This is a genomic window from Pacificoceanicola niger (assembly GCF_048553275.1).
Classification (GTDB): Bacteria; Pseudomonadota; Alphaproteobacteria; order Rhodobacterales; family Rhodobacteraceae; genus Pacificoceanicola.
In genome coordinates, this window is the sequence record NZ_JBLZMW010000006.1 from 1 (window position 1) to 20,161 (window position 20,161).

Annotated in this window: 17 protein-coding genes and 1 pseudogene; 11 read left to right on the forward strand and 7 right to left on the reverse strand. The window is 62.8% G+C overall.

Features of this window, described 5'->3' with window-relative positions; translation table 11 throughout:
- From ACN2XU_RS09525 to ACN2XU_RS09560, 8 genes and pseudogenes are all read left to right on the forward strand, one after another.
- Positions 1–292: transposase (locus ACN2XU_RS09525; RefSeq protein WP_419410201.1), on the forward strand; the 292-nt coding region annotated here is incomplete at its 5' end.
- A gap of 44 nt (positions 293–336) precedes the next feature.
- Positions 337–1,008: a hypothetical protein gene (locus tag ACN2XU_RS09530; protein ID WP_419410202.1), complete on the forward strand. Its 672-nt coding sequence runs from the start codon at positions 337–339 to the stop codon at positions 1,006–1,008.
- A 797-nt stretch (positions 1,009–1,805) separates the two neighbouring features.
- Positions 1,806–2,966 (forward strand): efflux RND transporter periplasmic adaptor subunit, encoded by a 1,161-nt coding sequence (locus tag ACN2XU_RS09535; RefSeq protein WP_419410203.1) that lies wholly within the window; start codon positions 1,806–1,808, stop codon positions 2,964–2,966.
- Positions 2,967–2,979: 13 nt separating this feature from the next.
- Complete coding sequence (locus ACN2XU_RS09540) at positions 2,980–6,090, forward strand: multidrug efflux RND transporter permease subunit (protein WP_419410204.1); 3,111 nt, start codon at positions 2,980–2,982, stop codon at positions 6,088–6,090.
- A complete protein-coding gene (locus tag ACN2XU_RS09545) occupies positions 6,087–6,785 on the forward strand; it encodes a response regulator (RefSeq protein ID WP_419410205.1) in 699 nt (232 codons plus the stop codon). Before ACN2XU_RS09540 ends, ACN2XU_RS09545 begins: the two co-directional genes overlap by 4 nt.
- Positions 6,775–7,857, forward strand: coding sequence for an ATP-binding protein (locus tag ACN2XU_RS09550; protein WP_419410206.1), 1,083 nt, complete (start codon positions 6,775–6,777; stop codon positions 7,855–7,857). Before ACN2XU_RS09545 ends, ACN2XU_RS09550 begins: the two co-directional genes overlap by 11 nt.
- Entirely contained in the window at positions 7,850–9,622 is a 1,773-nt protein-coding gene (locus ACN2XU_RS09555; protein WP_419410207.1) for an ABC transporter ATP-binding protein, read from the forward strand. The genes ACN2XU_RS09550 and ACN2XU_RS09555 overlap by 8 nt, the downstream gene beginning before the upstream one ends.
- Before the next feature lie 653 nt (positions 9,623–10,275).
- Positions 10,276–10,448, forward strand: a pseudogene (locus ACN2XU_RS09560) (ATP-binding protein); the annotation flags it as partial.
- A gap of 113 nt (positions 10,449–10,561) precedes the next feature.
- Here ACN2XU_RS09560 and ACN2XU_RS09565 read toward each other — a convergent pair.
- Complete coding sequence (locus ACN2XU_RS09565) at positions 10,562–13,708, reverse strand: bifunctional diguanylate cyclase/phosphodiesterase (protein ID WP_419410208.1); 3,147 nt, start codon at positions 13,706–13,708, stop codon at positions 10,562–10,564.
- A gap of 447 nt (positions 13,709–14,155) precedes the next feature.
- Here ACN2XU_RS09565 and ACN2XU_RS09570 point away from each other — a divergent pair, with 447 nt between their 5' ends.
- The 3 genes from ACN2XU_RS09570 to ACN2XU_RS09580 all read left to right on the forward strand — a co-directional run bounded on the left by ACN2XU_RS09570 (position 14,156) and on the right by ACN2XU_RS09580 (position 16,008).
- A complete protein-coding gene (locus ACN2XU_RS09570; protein ID WP_419410209.1) occupies positions 14,156–14,644 on the forward strand; it encodes a peptidase associated/transthyretin-like domain-containing protein in 489 nt (162 codons plus the stop codon).
- Positions 14,645–14,660: 16 nt separating this feature from the next.
- Complete coding sequence (locus ACN2XU_RS09575; protein ID WP_419410210.1) at positions 14,661–15,263, forward strand: ferric reductase-like transmembrane domain-containing protein; 603 nt, start codon at positions 14,661–14,663, stop codon at positions 15,261–15,263.
- A 199-nt stretch (positions 15,264–15,462) separates the two neighbouring features.
- On the forward strand, positions 15,463–16,008 hold the full coding sequence (locus tag ACN2XU_RS09580) for a YaeQ family protein (RefSeq protein ID WP_419410211.1): 546 nt from the start codon (positions 15,463–15,465) through the stop codon (positions 16,006–16,008).
- Positions 16,009–16,161: 153 nt separating this feature from the next.
- Here the strand turns inward: ACN2XU_RS09580 and ACN2XU_RS09585 are convergent, their stop codons facing one another.
- From ACN2XU_RS09585 to bchO, 6 genes are all read right to left on the reverse strand, one after another.
- Complete coding sequence (locus ACN2XU_RS09585; protein WP_419410212.1) at positions 16,162–16,329, reverse strand: hypothetical protein; 168 nt, start codon at positions 16,327–16,329, stop codon at positions 16,162–16,164.
- Positions 16,326–16,475, reverse strand: a complete 150-nt coding sequence (locus ACN2XU_RS09590; protein WP_419410213.1) for a hypothetical protein — start codon at positions 16,473–16,475, stop codon at positions 16,326–16,328. Before ACN2XU_RS09590 ends, ACN2XU_RS09585 begins: the two co-directional genes overlap by 4 nt.
- A 302-nt stretch (positions 16,476–16,777) precedes the next feature.
- Positions 16,778–17,455 (reverse strand): type 1 glutamine amidotransferase domain-containing protein, encoded by a 678-nt coding sequence (locus ACN2XU_RS09595; RefSeq protein ID WP_419410214.1) that lies wholly within the window; start codon positions 17,453–17,455, stop codon positions 16,778–16,780.
- 11 nt (positions 17,456–17,466) lie between these two features.
- The gene (gene curA / locus ACN2XU_RS09600; protein WP_419410215.1) at positions 17,467–18,492 is read right to left on the reverse strand and encodes an NADPH-dependent curcumin/dihydrocurcumin reductase; all 1,026 of its coding nucleotides are present in this window, start codon (positions 18,490–18,492) and stop codon (positions 17,467–17,469) included.
- A 144-nt stretch (positions 18,493–18,636) separates the two neighbouring features.
- Positions 18,637–19,227 carry a TetR/AcrR family transcriptional regulator gene (locus tag ACN2XU_RS09605; RefSeq protein WP_419410216.1) on the reverse strand — a complete coding sequence of 197 codons (591 nt, stop codon included), beginning with the start codon at positions 19,225–19,227 and terminating at the stop codon, positions 18,637–18,639.
- 64 nt (positions 19,228–19,291) lie between these two features.
- Complete coding sequence (gene bchO, locus ACN2XU_RS09610) at positions 19,292–20,158, reverse strand: alpha/beta fold hydrolase BchO (protein WP_419410217.1); 867 nt, start codon at positions 20,156–20,158, stop codon at positions 19,292–19,294.
- Positions 20,159–20,161 lie beyond the last annotated feature (3 nt).

A 20,161-nucleotide genomic window follows, 5' to 3' on the forward strand; every position in this document is an offset into this window, starting at 1 on the left:
GCTGCTCAGCAGCCTGCCAAAGGTCGACTGGTTGCTCGGGGATCGTGGCTATGACGCCGACTGGTTCAGGGACGCGTCAAAAGACAAAGAGATACGGGCCTGCATCCCTGGCAGAAAGCAACGCAAGACGCCGGTCAAATACGACAAGCGCCGATACAAACGACGCAACCGCATCGAGATCATGTTCGGCAGGCTCAAGGACTGGCGGCGTGTGGCGACACGCTATGATCGTTGTCCCAGGGTCTTCCTCTCAGCCATCGCTCTGGCCGCAACCGTCATCTATTGGTTTTGAATCCTGACCCTAGCCAGCCTGAAAAATGAAACCGGAGACATACGATGACAGAGACATACGACGCCCGGGACCGAATCTGGCTTTGCCAGGCCTCCAATGAATCGATGCTGAGGAAGGCCTGGAACGATCCAAAGCAAGAAGACATCAAACTTCCGCTGCTCGATCCCCAGCTCTACGCGCTCGGCGACAAAATGGCGCGGTCCGAGCCTATTAATGCCGCAGAGATCCCCGACTGGTTCTACGAGCCAACGAAATCCAAGCCGTTGGTGCGACCGAATCATGCGCACCTGTTCTATGCAAATGCCTTTGGCTTCATCTCGCCGCAAGTAAAGGCGGTTTTCGACCGTCATGATATGGGCGACAACCTCATCAAGTCGGTCACCCTGTTTCAAAATGACCGCAAGACGCCCGCTCATGAAGGGTTCTGCGTGCTCTATGTGTGCCAGCTGAAAAACACCTTTCTTCCAGAGCACTCTCCGAATGCGCGGCAGCCATATGGCCCGGATTTCGACGTTTGGGATCCGCCGGTCGTGTTGGAGGGGGACAATCGGATGAGCTTGAGTGAAAAGGCCCTGCAAGGGGCGGATTTGTGGGTCGAGCAAAGGGTTTTCAGGACTGTTGTGTTCCTGAGCGATCGCCTCGTTGCCAACCTGCGCGCCGAAGGCCTCGTTAACGAATATTGGGGGCTTCGCGCCTGTCCTGTCGTAGCAGTCTGATTTTCCATATTCATCTAAATATTACAGGGCCGGGCCAAAACGCATTGGTCAAAAAACGGCCATTTCAGCCGCCTTCAAATGGAAAAAACGTGAGAGCCAACTTATCATGACTTTCGCGAAAACTTCCCTTGGGTGCAGCAAGCCAGTTTGCGTAAGCTGATCCAGCCTGTCTGACGTCAGTACCCGTGGGACACTGGCAACGGATTTGGCACTTCTGCCGATTGGGCATGTGCTTGAGAAGTATATTCACAACACAATGCAAGAAGGGAAGTTCCGCTTTCGCGTCGCGCCACGTTCAGCCGTCGATATTCTGCGCCAGCGAACGGGAGTTTTTCCACGGAGTCGGCGGGAAGCGGAATTTTGCTGCGGGTGCGAAATCGGCATGGAACATTCCGTGAAGCGGACCTTGGCGCGCGAACCGTCCAAAATCCCCGCGGGGCGTCTTGAGAGTATCTGGGGCGTTTTGCGTTAGTTGAGGGTATATTCGAAGCCACCTCGACTGAAGCCCTCGCCAACCTGACTTTGGCAGAACGGGTCATCATGAGGAGAGGACGGACCAGAGAAATTCCGAGCCACGCCCGACCACACCGCCGCGCGTCATGTCCCGGTTGCAAATGCCGCAAGCCGCACAGGTGTTCACAGGATCATTCAGGCCGCACATTGCCCGAACAGTGGTCGCGTCTCGGGAGGCTGCACTGACCGCAAGGTCTGGCCTCCACGCAATCTCCACGCAATCTCGGAGGTTCCTCCATCGCCCGATGCTATTTGGCGGCGGTATGACTGCAACGGGACGCAACATGACACGCCGCAAGATTCTGATCGCCGCCTGCATCGGCCTGATGGGCGGAGCGCTGGCCATCTTCCAGTTCGACAACCTCCCCCATTCGGCCGTGGCGGAAGAACCCGCGGGGGAAACGACGGTCCACTTGACGGTGCGCCCGGTCGAATCCGAACGGATCGTGCTGTCGTCCGACTATGCAGGCCGCGTCTCTGCCCATCGACGGGTTGAAATTCGTCCGCAAGTCGGGGAGCTGATCCTCGAGCGGCACGTCGCGGAAAGCGCCAAGGTTGCGGCTGGGGACGTTCTGTTCCGCATCGACCCTGCGCCGCTGCAGGCCGACCTCGACGTGGCAGAGGCGGCCCTTTTGCGCGCCGAAATCGCCGAGGCCCAGGCAAAGCGCGCGGTCGAGCGTTCGGATTCCCTGCTGACGCGGAACACCGTCAGCCGACAGAGCAACGACACTGCCCACAATGACCTGCAAATCGCAAAGGCGGGCGTTGCCGAAGCCCGCGCCGTGGTGGAGCGCAAGCGTCTCGACCTCGATTTTGCGACGCTGCGCGCGCCCATCGACGGCTACGTCGCGGCCGGGCTCGCCGAGATCGGCGGGCTGGTCACGGTCAGAGGCGACAAGCCCCTCGCGGTGGTGCAGGATCTCGATACGGTGACAATCGACCTTCGGCTGCCGGTGGAAGACCTCGACGCGGTGATGATCGCCGCGGAAGAAGGGCTGGGGGCGGTCACGGTGCTGAGGGACCGGGACGGCGCGCGTCCCCTGACCGGCGCGCTGAAATCCTCTGACGTCATCGTCGATCAGGGCACCGGGTATGTCGGCGTTCGAATCGAGGCCGCAAACCCCGACCTGGCCCTGCTTCCGGGGATGTTCGTGCGTGCAACTCTGCCGCATGGCGTCATCCCGTGCGCTCTCCTGGTGCCGGAGGATGCCGTCCTGCGCACCGGTGACGGCGGCGCGCAAATTGTTGTCGTCTCGCCCGACGGTCTGGCTGCGCGTCGCGATGTGCGGCTGGGCGAACGCGTCGGCAATCGCGTCATCGTCGCGTCCGGACTGAAGCCGGGCGAGAACGTTGCGGTGCGGGGGCAGGAGCGCGTCCCGGACGGAGTGACAGTTCCGGCCACGACGCGCCCCGGCGCCCCCTCTCAACCTGACACATCCTCCTGAAAAGCGAACAAAAATGGCCCAGTTTTTTATCCTGCGCCCGGTCTTTGCCTGGGTCATCGCGATCTTCATCGCGCTTGCCGGGATCGTCGCGATCCCGCAACTGCCGGTCGCCCGGTTTCCCGACATTGCGCCGCCCAGCGTCAGCATCTTCACGACCTACGCCGGGGCCGATGCGACCACCGTCAGCAACAGCGTGGTGCGGCCCATCGAAAAGGAACTCTCCAGCGTCAAGAACGTGCTGTATTACGAGTCCAGCGTGGACTCGACGGGCGGCGCAAACATTACCGTCACCTTCAAGCCCGGGACGAACACTGAGCTGGCGCAGGTAGAGGTACAGAACCGGCTGAAGAACGCGGAGGCCCTGTTGCCCGAACCGGTGCGCCGCGCAGGCATCGGTGTCGAGGCGGCGGAATCGGGTTTTCTGATGGTCATCACGCTCAAGTCGCGGACCGGCGCGACCGATGAACTGAGCCTTGGCGAATACCTGACCCGAAACCTTGGCGAGGAGTTGAAACGCGTGCCCGGTGTCGGGCGGGTGCAGCAGTTCGGATCGGATCGGGCGCTGCGGGTCTGGGTCGATGCGGCAAAGCTTTCGGCCTATGGGCTGACGATGAGCGACGTGACCGACGCCATCGCGCGCGAGAATGCGCAGGCCGCGCCCGGGCGCATCGGCGATGGCCCGACTGTGCCGGGCACGCGGATCTCGACGCCGCTCACCATCCAGGGACAGCTGACGTCGCCCGAGGCCTTTGCCACGATCCCGCTGCGGGCCACGACCGACGGTGCGCGTCTGATTCTGGGTGATGTCGCGCGGCTGGAACTGGCGGCGCAGACCACGGCCTTCAGCGTCAGCAGCAATGGAAAGGCGGCAGCCTCCGCTGCGATCCAGATGACGCCTGGTGGCAATGCCGTCCGGACCGCCGCCGCCATCGAGGCGCGGCTGGAGGCGTTGCGCCCCGCCATGCCCGAGGACATGGAGATCTCGATTTCTTACAACACCGCGCCCTTCGTGAAAGTGTCGATCTCAAAGGTGATCCAGACCCTGGTCGAGGCGATGGCGCTGGTCTTTGCGGTAATGCTGCTGTTCCTGCAAAACGTCCGGTACACGCTGATCCCGGCCATCGTCGCGCCGATCGCGCTGCTGGGCACCTTTGCCGTGATGTGGATGGCGGGGTTCTCGATCAACGTCCTGACGATGTTCGGCATGGTGCTGGCCATCGGCATCATCGTGGACGACGCCATCGTCGTGGTCGAATCCGTCGAGCGGATCATGATGCGGCAGGCTCTGCCGCCGAAGGAGGCTACACAACAGGCGATGCGCGAGATCACCGGCGCCGTTATCGGCACGACGCTTGTGTTGGCCGCCGTTTTCATTCCACTGGGTCTGGCCAGTGGATCGGTCGGCGCGATCTACAGGCAGTTCGCGCTGTCGATGGCGGTGTCGATCCTGATTTCATCCGTCCTTGCGCTGACGCTGACGCCCGCGCTCTGCGCCACGGTGCTGCGTCCCGTCGCGGGCCATGGCAGGGCCGGTGGTTTCTTTGGCGTGTTCAACCGCGGTTTCGACGCGGTGACAGGGGCCTACACCGGCTGGGTAGGCTGGACCCTGCGGCGCGGCGGGCGGATGATCGTGCTCTACCTCGTGCTTGTCGCGGTCATGGGGCTCGTTTTCACACGGATCCCGACCTCCTTCGTCCCCGACGAGGATCAGGGCAACTTCATGGCCATGTTCGAACTGCCCGCCGGCGCGACGGCGGAGCGCACGCGCGACGTGATCGCCGCCTACGAGGCGCACACCGCGACCCGCCCCGACATCGTCGAGAACACGGTGATCCTCGGGTTCGGATTCTCGGGTTCGGGGCCGAATGCTGCCCAGGCCTTCACCAGCATGAAGGACTGGGATAAGCGCACGACCAGCGTGGACGAGGAGATCGCCGCGGCGGAGGCCGCAATGGCGGAAATACCCGAAGGAACAGCCATGATCATGAAACCCCCGGCAATCGAGTCGCTGGGCACGACATCGGGTTTTTCGCTGCGGCTGGAGGATCGCGCCAATGCCGGCCCTGCCGCGCTGAAGGCGGCCGAAGATCAGCTGATCGCCGCGGCGGAGGCCAGCCCGCTGTTGTCTTCAGTGATGAGCGAGGGCCTGCCCGCCGGCATGGCCATCGCGCTCCGGATCGACCGCGAGAAGGCGCAGGCGCTGGGGTTGGCGTTCGACGCGATCACCGACGCCATCGGGACCGCTGTCGGATCGACCTATGTGAACGATTTCCCCTATCGGGGGCGGATGCAGCAGGTCATCGTGCAGGCCGAAGCCGCCGCGCGCATGCATGTGGAGGACGTGCTGCGGCTCGAGGTGCGCAATGCCCAAGGCGGTATGGTGCCACTGTCGGAGGTCATCACCCCGGTCTGGGAAAACACGCCCTCGCAACTCGACCGTTACAACGGCTACCCGGCCGCGCGCATCTCTGGCGAGGCGGCAAGCGGCGTGTCGAGCGGCGCGGCCATGGCCGAGATGGAGCGTCTGGCCTTCGCACTGCCGCAGGGGTTCGCCGTGGAATGGACCGGACAGTCGCTGCAGGAAAAGCAATCGGCCAGCCAGGCGCCGATGCTGATGGCGGCCTCCATGCTGATCGTGTTCCTCGTTCTGGCAGCCCTCTACGAAAGCTGGTCGGTGCCCGTGGCGGTGATGTTGGTGGTGCCTTTGGGTGTCCTCGGCGCCGTGACCGCCGTGCTGCTGCGCGGCACGGACAACGACGTGTTCTTCAAGGTCGGCCTCGTTACGATCATCGGACTGTCTGCCAAAAACGCGATCCTCATGGTCGAATACGCCCGCCATCTGCGCGAGGACGGCATGGGACTGCATCGCGCCATCCTGCAGGCCGCGCGCCTGCGTCTGCGCCCGATCGTCATGACCTCGCTGGCCTTCATCCTCGGGGTCGTGCCGCTGGTGATCGCCCGGGGCGCGGCATCCGAGATCCAGAATGCCATCGGCACCGGCGTCTTCGGCGGCATGATCTCCGCCACGGTGCTGGGCGTTTTCTTCGTCCCCTTGCTCTATGTTGGCGTCAGCCGCCTGACCCGTCCGACAGCCCAACCCGCGTTGAAGAAGGCCCCCGCATGACCGATGCCCTGATACTGATCGTCGAGGACGAACCCGAGATCGCCGAGATCCTCGAAAGCTATTTTGCGCGCGAAGGGTTTCGCGTGATCTGCGCCCGCGACGGCACCACGGGCCTTGCGCATCACCAGCGCCTGCGGCCCGACCTGGTGGTGCTGGACATCAAGCTGCCGGGACAGGACGGCTTCGAGGTGCTTGCCGCGATACGGCGGCGGGGCGAGACACCGGTCATCATGGTCACGGCGCTGGCCGAGGATCTGGACAAGCTGCAGGCGTTGCGGATCGGGGCCGACGACTATGTGGTCAAACCGTTCAACCCGCATGAGGTTGTGGCCCGCGCCCGCGCCGTCTTGCGCCGTACGATGGGACAGAGGCGGGACAGCCTGCTGCGGGTTGGCCCCTTGACGGTCGATCCCGATGCCTACCGCGCCACGCTCGACGGCAGCGCCGGGCCTGTCGTGCTCGACCTGACGCCCACGGAGTTCCGCATCCTCGCCCATATGGCGCGGTTTCCGGGCCGGGCCTTCAGCCGGACCGACCTTGTCGATGCCTGCCTGCCCGAAGGGTCGGCCCTCGACCGCACCGTCGACAGCCACGTCAGCAACCTGCGCCGCAAGCTGGGGGCTGCGGGCGCGGACAGTCTGCTGACCGGCGTGCGCGGGATCGGCTACCGTCTGGATGTGCCCCATGGCGGCTAACCTCAACGCGCGCATCTCGCGCACCATCATCGCGCTGACGCTCGTCGCGGCGCTGGTCGTGTCGCTGGGATTGATGGCCTATTTCCTGTTCATCTACGATTGGATCTACCCCACCGAAGCGCCGGACGCGACGGGCTGGCGCACGGCGGATACCGTCATGGTGCTGACCGTTCTGACCTTCGGCCTCGTCACCGCCGCGTTGATCGGTTGGCGTCTGGCCGGACGGGTCATCGCGCCGCTGAAATCGGTCGGTATGGCGGCGCGGCGGATTGCGCAGGGGGATTTCTCTGCCCGTGCCGACGTGCCAGACGACAGTTTCCGCGAAGCGGCGGACCTGCTGGCGGATTTCAACGCCATGGCCGAACGACTGGAGCGGGCCGAGGCCGAACTGGCCTATTCCAATTCGGCCATCGCGCATGAATTGCGCACACCGCTGACCATCCTGCGCGGGCGGCTTCAGGGGTTGTCCGATGGCGTCTTCGATCCGACGCAGGAGACCTTCGACCGGCTGATCGCCCATGTCGATCACCTCTCGTCCATCGTCGAGGAGCTGCGCACGCTCGCGCTCGGCAACGCCGGTCGGCTGGAGCTGTCCCATGCCAGCCTCGACCTTGCGGAGGAGGTCGCGGCGGCCCTGAACGGCATGGAGGCGGAACTGGCCGGGGCGGGCATCAACGTGACCCGCGCACTGGCCCCGGCGCGCGTCACGGCGGACAGGACACGCCTGCGCCAGGCCTTCGTTGCGGTGCTGGAGAACTGCCGCCGCTACGCGCCGCAGGCCCGTGTTCACATCGAGACCCGGATTGAAGGAAACCATGTGATCTTTCGCTGTTCCGACAACGGGCCAGGCCTGCCCCCCGAGGATCGGGCCCGCGCCTTCGGCCGGTTCTGGCGGGCCGACGGCTCGCGCGGGCGCAGCCACGGCGGTTCGGGGCTTGGCTTGTCCATCCTGCGCGCCATCGCCCGCGCCCATGGCGGCGAGGCAAGGCTGCTGCCGAACCACCCGACCGGCCTCACCGTTGAAGTCCGGCTGCCCGCAAAGACCGACGAGACTGGAATGATCGATGACTGACGATCCCGAAACCTACGGCGACCTGGCCGCACGGCATGTCTCGCTGCGGCGGGTCCTTCAACTCTTTGCTCCCTACAGGGCGCGGATCGGGGGCGTTGTTGCGTTGATGATCCTGTCGTCGGCCATCGGGCTGGCCGGGCCCTTCCTTCTGCGCGCGATCATCGATGTGGCCCTGCCGCTGCAGGATCTTTCGCTGCTGCTCTGGCTGGCGGGCGGCATGATCGCGGCCGCGCTGGCCTCCGCCGGGATCGGCGCGCTCCAGGTCGTGCTGAGCACCCGCATCGGGCAGGCCATCCTGCACGACCTGCGGGTCCGCCTTTATGCCCATCTGCAGACGCTTTCGTTGCGGTTCTTCACCGGCACACGCACCGGCGAGGTGCAGTCCCGCATCGCGGGCGACATCGCCGGGCTGCAATCGCTGATGACCGAGACCGCGAACGAACTGGGCCGTTCGCTCAGCGCGGTGGTGATGACGGCTGTGGCGATCGTGGTGCTGGACTGGCGGCTGGCCCTCTTCGTGCTGCTCATCGTGCCGGGGACCGTGCTGATCAGCGCGCGCGTCGCCCGTCTGCGCGAGGCGCTGACCTTCCAGCAGCAGGCCCGCGCCGCCGACATGTCCGCCGCGGTCGAGCAGACACTGTCCGCTCCCGGCATCATCCTTGCCCGAACCATGGGGCGCGGCAGTTTCCTGACCCAGCATTTCGCCCGCATCTCGCGCGACCTGGCACAGCTTGAGGTCCGCTCGCATACTGCAGGCGAATGGCAGTGGTCGCTGATCGGCTTTGCCCTTGCGACACTGCCCGCCCTGACGCTGGTGGCGGGTGGGCTCTTGATGCAGACGGGCAATCCGGCCAGCATCGGCACGCTCGTGGCGATGATCGCCCTGCAGGAACAACTCCTCTGGCCCTTAGAGCAGTTGCTCGAGGTCGGCCGCGACACGCGAAAGACCCGCGCGCTCTTTGCCCGTGTCTTCGAATACATGGACAAGCCGGTGGAGATCACCGAGCGCACCGATGCCGTCACCATCCCACGGGCCGACATGCGCGGCGAGGTCGAACTCGACCACGTCCAGTTCGCCTATGCAAAGGGGCACGGCCCCGCGGTGCAGGAGGTGCGCCTGACCATCCCCGCGGGCAGCCATGTCGCCATCGTCGGCCCGACAGGGTCGGGCAAGACGACGCTCGGATACCTGCTGGCGCGGCTCTACGATGTCGATGGCGGCGCGATCCGCTTCGACGGTGTGGACCTGCGCGACCTCAGCTTCGACACGCTCTCGAGGATGCTTGGGGTGGTCTCGCAGGAGCCCTACCTGCTGAACGCCTCTGTGGCCGAAAACCTGCGCTTCGCCCACCCCGAGGCGACCATGGCCGAGCTCATAGCGGCCGCGAAGGTGTCGCAGATCCACGACCATATTGCGGCATTGCCCGCAGGCTACGAGACACTGGTCGGCGAAGGCGGCTCCCGTTTCTCTGGCGGCGAGAGGCAGCGTCTGGCGCTGGCCCGCACGATCCTGCGCGACCCTCCGATCCTGCTGCTGGACGAGGCAACGAGCGCGCTCGACACGCGAACGGAACGCGCGATGTCGCAGGCGCTGGACAGGCTGTCGAAGGGTCGCACGACCATCACCATCGCACACCGGCTCTCGACCATCCGCGAGGCCGACCTTATCGTCGTGATGCAGAACGGGCGGGTGGTTGAGACCGGCACCCACGCCGCGCTGGCAGCGAAAGGCGGCGTCTATGCCGGGCTTCTGGCCGGCGCGTGACGACCTGATCTCAGCGCGGCACGGCGCGTCGCGGACAGCAGGAGCAACGCCCGCTCGGGGAGACATAGAACGTCAGATTTTGCGCACGGATGACCACGGACCGTTCAAAATGCCGCAGCCTGCATGATTGACCGGTTCGGGGAAGCGCAGTGCGGCGCTGCCGATGGCCATGGATGACCGGAACGGGCCGCTCGCTGCGTGTCCGGCAGCCTTAGACGCGGAGCGTACGAATGGCAGTTTAGAGCGGCAGGGCGACCCTAAGATGACTAACAAGCTGCTGAAAAGGTTTCAGAAGCGCACTTCTCGTCTTGTTCGTCGGTCCCCAACGCGATCCATTTTCGTCAACTCGACGAGAGAGCCCGAGAGTTGACGCTCTTACGCGTCGAAACTGATCTGACTGGAGTTTTTCAGCAGTCTGCTAAACTTAACTGTCATCATCATGTGTTGGCAGCTTCAGTGTCTTATCCGCCGAATCCTTGAGCTGTTCATTCAGAAACACGGCCGGATCCTCTCCGAGTGCTCTAATCCATTCCCAGGTTTCGATGATATCGAGACGGCGTTCACATAGGTCAACTTTTGCAATGTAGGAGCGATTGCGCATGAGCAAATTGGAGAGTTGCGTCTGTGAAAGACCCCTCGAGTGACGGAGGCCTACGAGCGTTCGGATCATCACCAAAAATCTCAGCTTCTTCGATGGGGCCAGGTCTTCGGCGACGCAGAGATGACAACCGCCCTGCTGGACCGGCTCACTCACCGCTGCCACATTCGGGAAACCGGCAACGACGGTTACCGCTTCAAGGCCAGTTCAGAAGCCGCAAAGAAATAGCGAAAGGAGACGCCTGCATTGACCACAACGTGACCGCTGAGACATAATTAGGGTTGGTCAAATCTCGGTGAAAATACCGGGTCACTTCTCAGCGGAAATCAACAAACTGAAAATCAGGAAGCCGTTGGCAACGGTTCTGGTCGGTGGAGAAGGTATCCCTGAACGTAGTCCACACCGAGCGCGCGGATGTCGTTCAGAACCTCATCGGTTTCGACGGACTCCGCGATAGTCTTCGCACCGATCTCGTGGGCCAGATCCACGAAGCATGAGAGCGCCAGTCGCGTAACCCGGCTGGTGCAGATGTCTCGCACGAAGGCACCGTCGAGCTTCAGGTAATCGACGGTCAGCACGTGCAGGTGGCGGATCGAGGACATGCCGGCGCCGAAATCGTCGAGTGCGATCTTTGCCCCTTTCTCGCGGACATGGCGGGCAAAGAGCGCCACGCGCTCGGTGTTGTGCAACGCCACGGTCTCCGTAATTTCGAGGCAGAGATGCGCCGCCACCTTCGGGCCCGCCTCCGACAGGATGTCCAGCGCCGCGCGGCAAAACGCCTCGTCACCGACCGAGGCGCCAGAGACGTTGACACACATAGTTGTCGCGCGCCCGAAGGGACAGTCCGCCACCAGCGTGACCGCTTTGCGCAACATCCACAGGTCGAGGCCGGAAATGAGACCGGAGCGCTCGGCGACGGGGATGAAGTCACCGGCGCCGATGGGGCGACCGTCGTGGGAAGTAAGGCGCGCCAGGAGTTCCACCATGGGAAAGTCGGTCCCGGTCAGGCTTCGGACCTGCTGAAAATGCACGTCGACCTTGTCCTCTGCGATAGCGGTTTCGAGAAGTGCATAGACATCGTCATCCGCAGAGCGCACGATCAGTTCCGCTTCACTCAGTTCCCCGGCAAAAACCACCTGTCCGCGGCCCAATTGTTTCGCACGGTAGCAGGCCGCATCTGCCGCGCGCATGGCCTCGCCGCGGTTGCCGAAAGAGCGGGTCAGGGAAACGACCCCAATGCTCATGCCCAATAGACGCGCGGAGGGTGCCAGCGCGTGATGCTCCGCAAGATGCGCGACGTCCGTGCAGACCGCCTCAAGGCGCCGCCGCAGCGCGTTCTCGTCGTCGGCGGTTGCAATAAGCGCGAATTCATCCCCGCCAAGCCTCGCCACAACGCGGGCGTCGGCGAAACTGGTCTGCAGGATGCGAGCGGTGTCGCGCAGGATGATATCTCCCATGGCATGGCCATGGATGTCATTGATCTGCTTGAACACGTCGAGATCGCAAAAGATCAGGAAATTGTCTTCCCGCGTCCCCGGAGATTGGGACAGAAGGCTTGAGAGCGAAGCGGTAAACCAGCGACGGTTTGGCAGGCCGGTTGTGTGGTCCAGCGTTGCCTGTTCTTCCATCCGACGCTTGGTTTCGCGCTGCTCGGACACGTCCCGGAACACCATGATCGCTCCCAGCAGGTCACCTCCGTCAGACAGGATCGGGGCCACGCTATCATCAACGGCGATCAATTTTCCCTGCGGGTTGACCAGAGTGGCGTTGGCTTCGAGGTTCACGTTTGCCCGCGTGGACAGACAGGCTGCGATCGGGTCGTCGCAGGATTTCCCGGTCACCTCGTTGATGACGCGGAACACGGTATCGGAGACGCGGCCGCGGGCTTTGTCGAGCTTGATGCCAGTCAATTGTTCTGCGACGGGGTTCATCCACAGCACCCGGCCTGCGGGATCGGCCGTGATCACGCCGTCCCCTATGCTTCTCAGGCTGGTCTGCAGCCAGCTGCGTTCCCGTTCGAGACGACTGGTCATGGTATGCATTGGCGTCTGATCCCAGCAGGCGCCGATGAGCCGCGCGGCGTCCTCGCCCGGCTGTTCATGGATCTGAGCGGTGACGCGAAAAGCCTTTGTCTGGCCTTGATGGCGCGTGAGAACCGGCACGTCGAGCGGTTCTCCGTGGCGCAGGGTACGGTTGATCGCCGCGTGCAGGATCGTGCCCGATTCATCTTCGAGGATGGCCAGCCAATCGCGGAGGGTCGCGGGCGCGGTGCCATTCGAAGAAAAGTGCTCGGTCATGCGCGCGTCGAAACGGAGGTCGCCGGTTACGATATCGGCTTCCCAGACCCCGATACCCCCGAACCGCACTGCCAGCGACAGCCGCTCCGTCGTCCGTGCGAGCGCATCCCTTTGCAGTTTGCGGTCCGTGATGTCCTGCACCGCCCCGCTCAGCCGAACGGGGGTGCCGTTCTCCGTGACCACCTCCGCAATCGTTCGGATCCAGATTTGTGAGCGCCCGCGTGGCACAAAAGGAAGTTCGAGGTCCCAACCCGTTCCGTTTTCAATGGCCTGGTCCACTGCAGCTCTCAAGGTCTCCCTTGCCGCTTCGGGATAGAAGGCATAGGCTTCATCGAGCGACTGCGGCACGAAGTCCGCAGCGACGTTGTGCAACCGGCAGGTCTCCGGGCTCCAGTAAATGGCCCCGTCACGCATATCCACTTCCCAGCCGCCGAAGCCAGCCAGGCGCGAGGCCTTGTCGAGCGTTTCCTCCGCCCGGCGCAACATGGTCCTTCCGGCGATGTCCTCCGTGATGTCGACGAAGATGCCGTGCAGCCACTCTGCCTGACCATCGGTGTCGCGCGAGGTCACCTTTCCCGTGATCCGCACCCAAACCAACCCGCCATTGCGATGTCTCAGCCGGACGCGCCCTTCATAGCTTTCCAACGCGCCAGAAAGATGGGCTTCGATCGTGGAACGTTCGCGTTCCAGATCAGCGGGGTGGCACAAGGCTCTCCATGTTTCCACTGTGATCGGAGCAAGTTCTTCGGTCTCGTATCCGGCAATCTGTGCCCAGCGATCGTTTACAATCAGTTCCTTCGTCTGAGCATTGAAGGCCCAGAGCGCGGCACCGGTGCCTTCCAGCAACGCGCCGAGGCGCTCGCGTTTTTGCCGCAACCGGTCTTCGAGGTCGATCAGGAAGTCGACGTTCTTGAACACAGCCTCAACGAGCCCGGTGTCGAGTTGATCGATCGATGCGAGCGCCAGAAAGCCCGTCCCGTCGGAACGTTTGAAGTTCAAGCGAAGGTTTTCCAGCCTGCCGCGCAGGGGTAAACGGGAAATCACTTCCGTGGCCCAGACGGCGGCGGATTCTTCTGTGAGGAATGTGTCGAGCTTCTGGCCACACAGGTTCATATCCTGCGCGCCTATATCTGCCACGAAGCGGTGGCTGAAGGCGAGAATCGATCCATCCGTGTCGCAGGTCACGAACATTGCGGGAATCGCCGCGAGTTCTGAAATGAAAGATTTTTCTCTCGTTACGGCCTTCATTTCGGATGCGCCCTACCAACTACGCTATCGGCAAGGTTTAATTCACTATGGTTAATAAAGATTAAATCCAGGTGTATATTTGGCCTCGGACCCTGAACCCCATCCAAGCGTCCCTCCCGACGAGCGGCCTGTCGCGCACGGCAACGCCGACCGCAGAGCTTTCGGGCGTGAGTTTTCGCAGACCGCAGGCACGGCCGTGTTCCATGGCTTTTGCCAAATGGGTTTCGAATGCCATCGGCGCAGGGGCGGTCACGTCAGTTCACGTAAACTTTGGGGTTGTTTGGTGAATATGCGGGCTATCGTTCAATGATATCGGGGTATCGCGAAGAGCCCGTCTCGTTTGGTTTCTCCGGATTGATGGGGGGCTCACATCCGACAGGAGGCATTCAGATGAATTCGAACTTTTTCACGCGCAGGGCCGTCCTTGCCACGGGCGCGGGGGCTGTATTCGCCGGAGTATCCGGCCTGATGGTGCCTGCGCGCGCGCAGGGGCTTGCGCCGACGCCCTCAATGCGGGGCGGGTCCAACAACTACCGACCGGGCGCGCCGATCGTAGAGAGGATCGGGGGCGGAGGATTCTGGATGACGGGCACCGTGCGCCGAGCGGGCGATGGCGCGCCACTGGCCGGGCAACGCATTCAGGTCTGGGCCCATACCACGGAAGGCCACGAGCGTGATCCGCACAGCCATGGCGCCACGCTGACTGACGTAAATGGCGTGTTCCGCCTTGAGATGCCGCAGATCGTCCCGGCCTTCGGCCAACCGCACGGGCATCTTGCCTATGACAGCGATGACTTTGATACTGTGTTTCTGCGCCCGGTCATGTCGCGCAGCAAAGATACGAGCCTAGAGGCACATTTCGTCCTTCGGCCGGTCTGATCAAGGCGGGGAGAGCATGGGCCGGGTGCGCACGATAGGACTTTGGGGCGTGCTTGCTGTGGCAATTGCCGTGCCCATCGCGGCAGCGGCGGCCAGCCCCCTGCTGGCTTGGCGTGATCCTGTCTACGTTGCCGCCGGATTTGCCGGAATTATTGCCATGGCAGGTTTGCTTGTCCAACCGCTGCTTGCGGGTGGGGTGATGCCGGGTCTGTCCTTGCGCGGTGCGCGGCGGGTCCACCGCGTGATGGGTGGCTTTCTTGTCGTGGCGGTGGTGGCCCATGTCGGGGGACTTTGGATCACCAGCCCACCGGACGTGATCGACGCCTTGTTGTTCGCCTCCCCCTCGCCATTCTCGGCCTGGGGAGTGATTGCCATGTGGGCACTCTTTGCCACCGCGCTGCTGGCCGCGTTCCGCGGGCGGCTGTTATTTAGGACGTGGCGGTTTGGTCATGTGGTCCTTGCCGTGGTGATCGCCGCAGGCACCGTGATCCACGCGGTGCAGATCGAAGGTACGATGGAGACGGTCTCAAAGGCCGTGCTCTGTGCGCTGATACTGGCGGCAACGCTCAAGGTTATCCTTGACCTTGGCCTTTTTGCATGGCGGCGCAAATCGCGGTGAGCGAGCTGCGGTAACGGGCGCCCAGCCATCGGCGGTCTTTGCGCGATCGGCTGATCTTGCTTTGGGGCTGTCGAACGCCGCGCTCTTTGCGGGTCGCGGGGTTTGACGGTCGGGTCACATCGTTGCGGCCTGTGTATCTGCTTTCCAATGCGAACCAGACGGAGTAGGCATCCAAATCCTTGAAGATTTGGGGCAGATCATGGCGCAAAATGCCACCATTTATAAAGTCGAACTATCGGTCTCGGACATGGATCGTCACTATTACGAGACCCACAAGCTGACCGTGGCCAAGCATCCTTCGGAGACGGATCAACGGCTGATGGTGCGCATCCTGGCGTTTGCGCTCAATGCGCATGAACACTTGGAAATGACCAAGGGCATTTCGACCGATGACGAGCCAGACATTTGGCAGAAAAGCCTGAGCGGGGATCTCGATGTCTGGGTTGCCCTCGGGCTTCCGAGCGAGAAGGTTATCCGTCAATCCTGCAACAAGGCGGAAAAGGTGATTGTCTACCCCTACGGCGGCAGAACCGCCGAAATGTGGTGGGAAAAGGTCAAGAACAGCACCACCCGTTTTGACAATCTACACGTGGTCAGCATTTCCGAGGCCGACACCGATGCACTGGCAAAACTGGCAAACCGCGCGATGAAGCTGCAGGTGAATATTCAGGACGGCGATGTGATGGTCAGCGTCGATGACAGCATCGTTTACGTGACCCCCGTTGAATGGAAGGGGGCGGCGTAGCGCGCCCTCGCAAGTCCCGGATCGAAGCGCTTCTGCCCCGGCCGCCCTGTCATGTGGCTATGACGGGGCTGCGCTCCCAAACCCAATAGAGAGCGAAATCCTCAAGACCGAAAGCGGCGGGAGGTTGTGGCCCGCGACGCTCCACGGGGTTGCTCAAGCCACAGTGAACATCAGATTACCATTTGCGATGATGGCGGAACCATCGGCCTTGATGCGTTCGCGACCGTCAAAAACGCCCTTCAGATCTTCGCGGTACAGATCGTGGTGACGCCTGAAAATTCCGGCCCCCCTGCCGGGCATCGGCCCGCTCGTGCGTGTCATCCGCCTTGTCTCCGCTCTTCGAGGAAACCGAGCGGATCGCTGTCCCGGCTGGCAATGTCGAGATTGTCGCCAACCTTCCAGCGGTCGAAATCTGGCACCAGCCCCAAGCCTTTGTGCGCAATCGGCGCGTCGATGTCGGCGCGCACCGAGCTATCAGGCGCCGAACGCAGGCTTGTCGTTGCGCTTTGCAAACCAGGTGTCGTCCGGCGCGAACAGTTCGCCCAAAAGATCGTCGCGCTCCGGGCATGTCGACCAATTGGGCAGCCCTATGAACGTGTATCAAGCCCTCACCGACAAATTCGTCGCGAGGGTCATCGTCGTCCCCCGAGTGAATGTCATGGTCGGACGTGCGTCGACCGAAGTCCGTCTTCGCGAAGCGTGCCTCCTCGCGCGCGATGCGATTGGGGCCGCCCGGCTGTTGTTGGCCGAGCGCCCCAACCAAGGTTGATCAGCCAAGCAAGGCCAGGACCTCTTTCGCCGCGCTGGCAGAGGAGGCCGGGTTCTGGCCGGTGACCAGCTTGCCGTCACGCAGGACAAAATCGGCCCAGTCGTCGCCGCGCTCGAACTGACCGCCATTGGCTTTCAACATGTCCTCGACAAGGAACGGCACGACGTTTGTCAGGCCAACCGCGTCTTCTTCCGAGTTCGTGAACCCCGTGACACGGCGTCCCGACATCAGCGATGCGCCATCGGCACCCAGGGTATGGCGGAACACGGCAGGCGCATGGCAGACGGCGCCAACAGGCCGGTCGGCCGCGGCGAAGGCCTCGATCAAACGCTTGCTGTCGGCGTCCTCTGCCAGATCCCAAAGCGGGCCGTGCCCGCCGGGATAAAAGATCGCGTCAAAGCCGCTTTCCGTCACATCGGCCAGTTGGAGCGTCGTGGCGAGGTGCCGCTGCGCGTCCGCATCGTCCTTGAAACGGCGGGTGTCGTCGGTTTGTGTGTCTTCGTTGTCACTGGACGGGTCGATCGGGGGCTGCCCGCCCTTGGGAGAGGCCAGCGTGATATCCGCGCCCGCGTATTTGAAAACGTAGTAGGGGGCCGCGAATTCTTCGAGCCAGAAGCCGGTCTTGTTGCCGGTATCGCCCAGTTGATCGTGCGATGTCAGTACCATCAGGATTTTCACAGCTGTGCCTTTCAGTCTTGGGCAACGCGGATGACCCGCTTGCCGAAATTCTCGCCTTTCAGAAGCCCGATGAAGGCGTCCGGGGCGTTTTCCAAACCGTCGATGATTTCTTCGCGGTATTTGATTTTGCCTGCGTCGATCCAGTCCGACATTTCCTTGGCGAACTCGGGGTAGAGATGTCCGAAATCGTCAAAAATGATGAATCCCTGAACCTTGACCCGCTTGCGCAGGATCTGACCCATCAGCCAGTTCATGCGGTCGGGGCCGCCGGGCAATTCCGTTGCGTTGTACTGCGAGACAAGACCGCAGACGGGCATCCGTGCGTTGGCGTTCAGCAGCGGGATCACCGCATCAAGCACCTTGCCGCCCACGTTTTCGAAATAGACATCAATCCCGTCCGGGCTCGCCGCGGCCAGTTGCTCGGCGAAGTCGTCCGCCCTGTGATCGATGCAGGCGTCAAAGCCCAACTCACGCATTGCATAGTCGCATTTGTCCGCTCCGCCGGCGACACCGACCACACGGCAGCCGAGCAGCTTGCCGATCTGGCCAACGGTCGCGCCAACCGGGCCGGTTGCGGCGGCCACCACGATGGTCTCGCCGGGCTTCGGTGCGCCGATCCGTGTCAGGCCAGCCCACGCCGTGAAGCCGGGCATGCCGAGAACGCCGAGTGCCCAGGACGGATGCTCCGGAGATTTGCCGAGGTTCGTCACACCCGCGCCGTCCGAGACCGCGTAGTCCTGCCACCCATTGAAGCTGAGCACGTAATCGCCAACAGCAAAGCCCTCGATATCGGACGTGACGACCTTTGCGACCGTGCCGCCGACCATCACATCGCCGATCTCAACGGGGGCTGCGTAGGACGGCGCATCGCTCATCCGGCCGCGCATGTAGGGATCAAGTGACAGGAAGGTCGTGCGAAGCAGCATTTGCCCCGCACCGGCGCTTGGAATGGACGTTTCGGTCAGGGCCAATGTGTCTTTTGTCGGCTCGCCTTTGGGCCGTTCGGCGAGTACGAGTTGTCGGTTGGTCTGTGTCATGGTCTTTCTCTTCTTTGGGGCGGCATGCGGTATGCGCCGCGCTGTTGCGGTTATTGTCTTTTTGCGTCAACGGTGAAAATAGACCGGTCGTCTAAAAATCACCCGTGACGATGGATCAGGCGTTCGCCTTTATGTCTTAGGAGGTTACGGGGCGGGTATCGCCGTTCTGGTGGCTTTCATGGCCGCTTTCAGCGGGGCGGCATCGTGCGAGAGACCGGCAATCAGGCTGGCCCCCAGCCATTGGTGGTAAATCGATTGAGCGAGGCCGTGCGGATCGTCCAGGGGCGCGATCGAACCGTCAGCGAGGCCCTCTTCGAGGGTCTCCGTCAGGCTCGCAATAATGGTGCTCACACCGTCTTGCAAAATCCGGCTCATGTCCGGGGACAAGTCGGCGACTTCTGCGGACAATTTCACGACCAGACAGCGTTCCTTCAGGGACGGGCTGGTTTGTTTTACAAGCCAGCCTTCAAAATACCCCAAGAACTTGTCGCGTCCTGTCCGTTCCGAACTCCCAAGCGTGCTGGCCAGGGTCTCGCGATATTGCTCGACAAAGTCTTCGAGCAGCGCACAGCCGTAGGCTTCTTTCGATTTGAAGTAATGATAGAACGACCCTTTGGGGACGTCCGCAGCCTTGAGCAGCTCGTTCAACCCCACGCCGGAATAGCCCTGCCGTGCGGTCAGGCTTCGTCCAACTTCCAGAATATGGGTACGGGTGTCTTTAACTTGTGCGGTCATGAGATCTATCTAGTATCGACTAGACCGGTCGTCTAGTCGCGGCGAAAGAATTTTTCTGATCCTCTCAAAGGCCGCGCCGACCCCCTGTCCAGTCGAGGATGCAGCGCAGCACGCGATCCGGGTCCTCCTCATGAGCCAGATGCCCAAGGTCTGAAAGCGTCACGACCTCGGCCGTGCGCAACCGGCGTGAGGCTCCGGCCGAGACGGCGGGCTGCACGGCGCTGTCCTTTTCTCCGGTCAACAACAGGCAGGGCGCGGGGATGTCAGTCAGCCGGTCAAGCAACGCGTCCACGCTCCATTGCGCCATCATCTTGAGCGCGCCATCGACATGGTCGCGGTTCGAGATCAGGCGGGCGTAAAACCCGAGGCCGTGCTCATCAAGCTGTGATCCGGTGCTTTCGATCAAGCGGCGGGCCCGCGCCATTGGATCGCTGCCCGAGCTGAAGGCAAGGGCGGTCAGGGGCGTCAAAGCCAGCACTTTCGCAAGCACGGGAAAGAGCCAGCCGGCGATGCCGTCGAAACGGCCGAGAGCGGCGTTGATGCCGATGACTTTCGGCGCATCGGGCAGGATCAAGGAGAGATTGAGGGCAATCGCCGCCCCGGCGGAATGGCCGATGATCAGGGCGGGTGCCCAGCCCTGATCGGCGCACAGCGTGCCGATGTCGGCGCTCATCTTCTCCAGGCCGCAGCGATTGCGGGCACCAAGGCGGCTGAATCCCTGTCCCGGCAGATCGAGCGCCACAACATGGAAATGGTCCGCAAGACTCGGGATAAGATCCCGCCACGAGTGCGTTGAGGCACCGGCGCCGTGCAGCAGCAGCACGGTTGGGCCGGAGCCGGTTTCCTGAACATGCCATTGATGCGGGCGACAGAGTACACGACGAGACAGCGCCGCGTGTGGCCAGGACGGGAGATCGCGGGTCCAATCCATGGC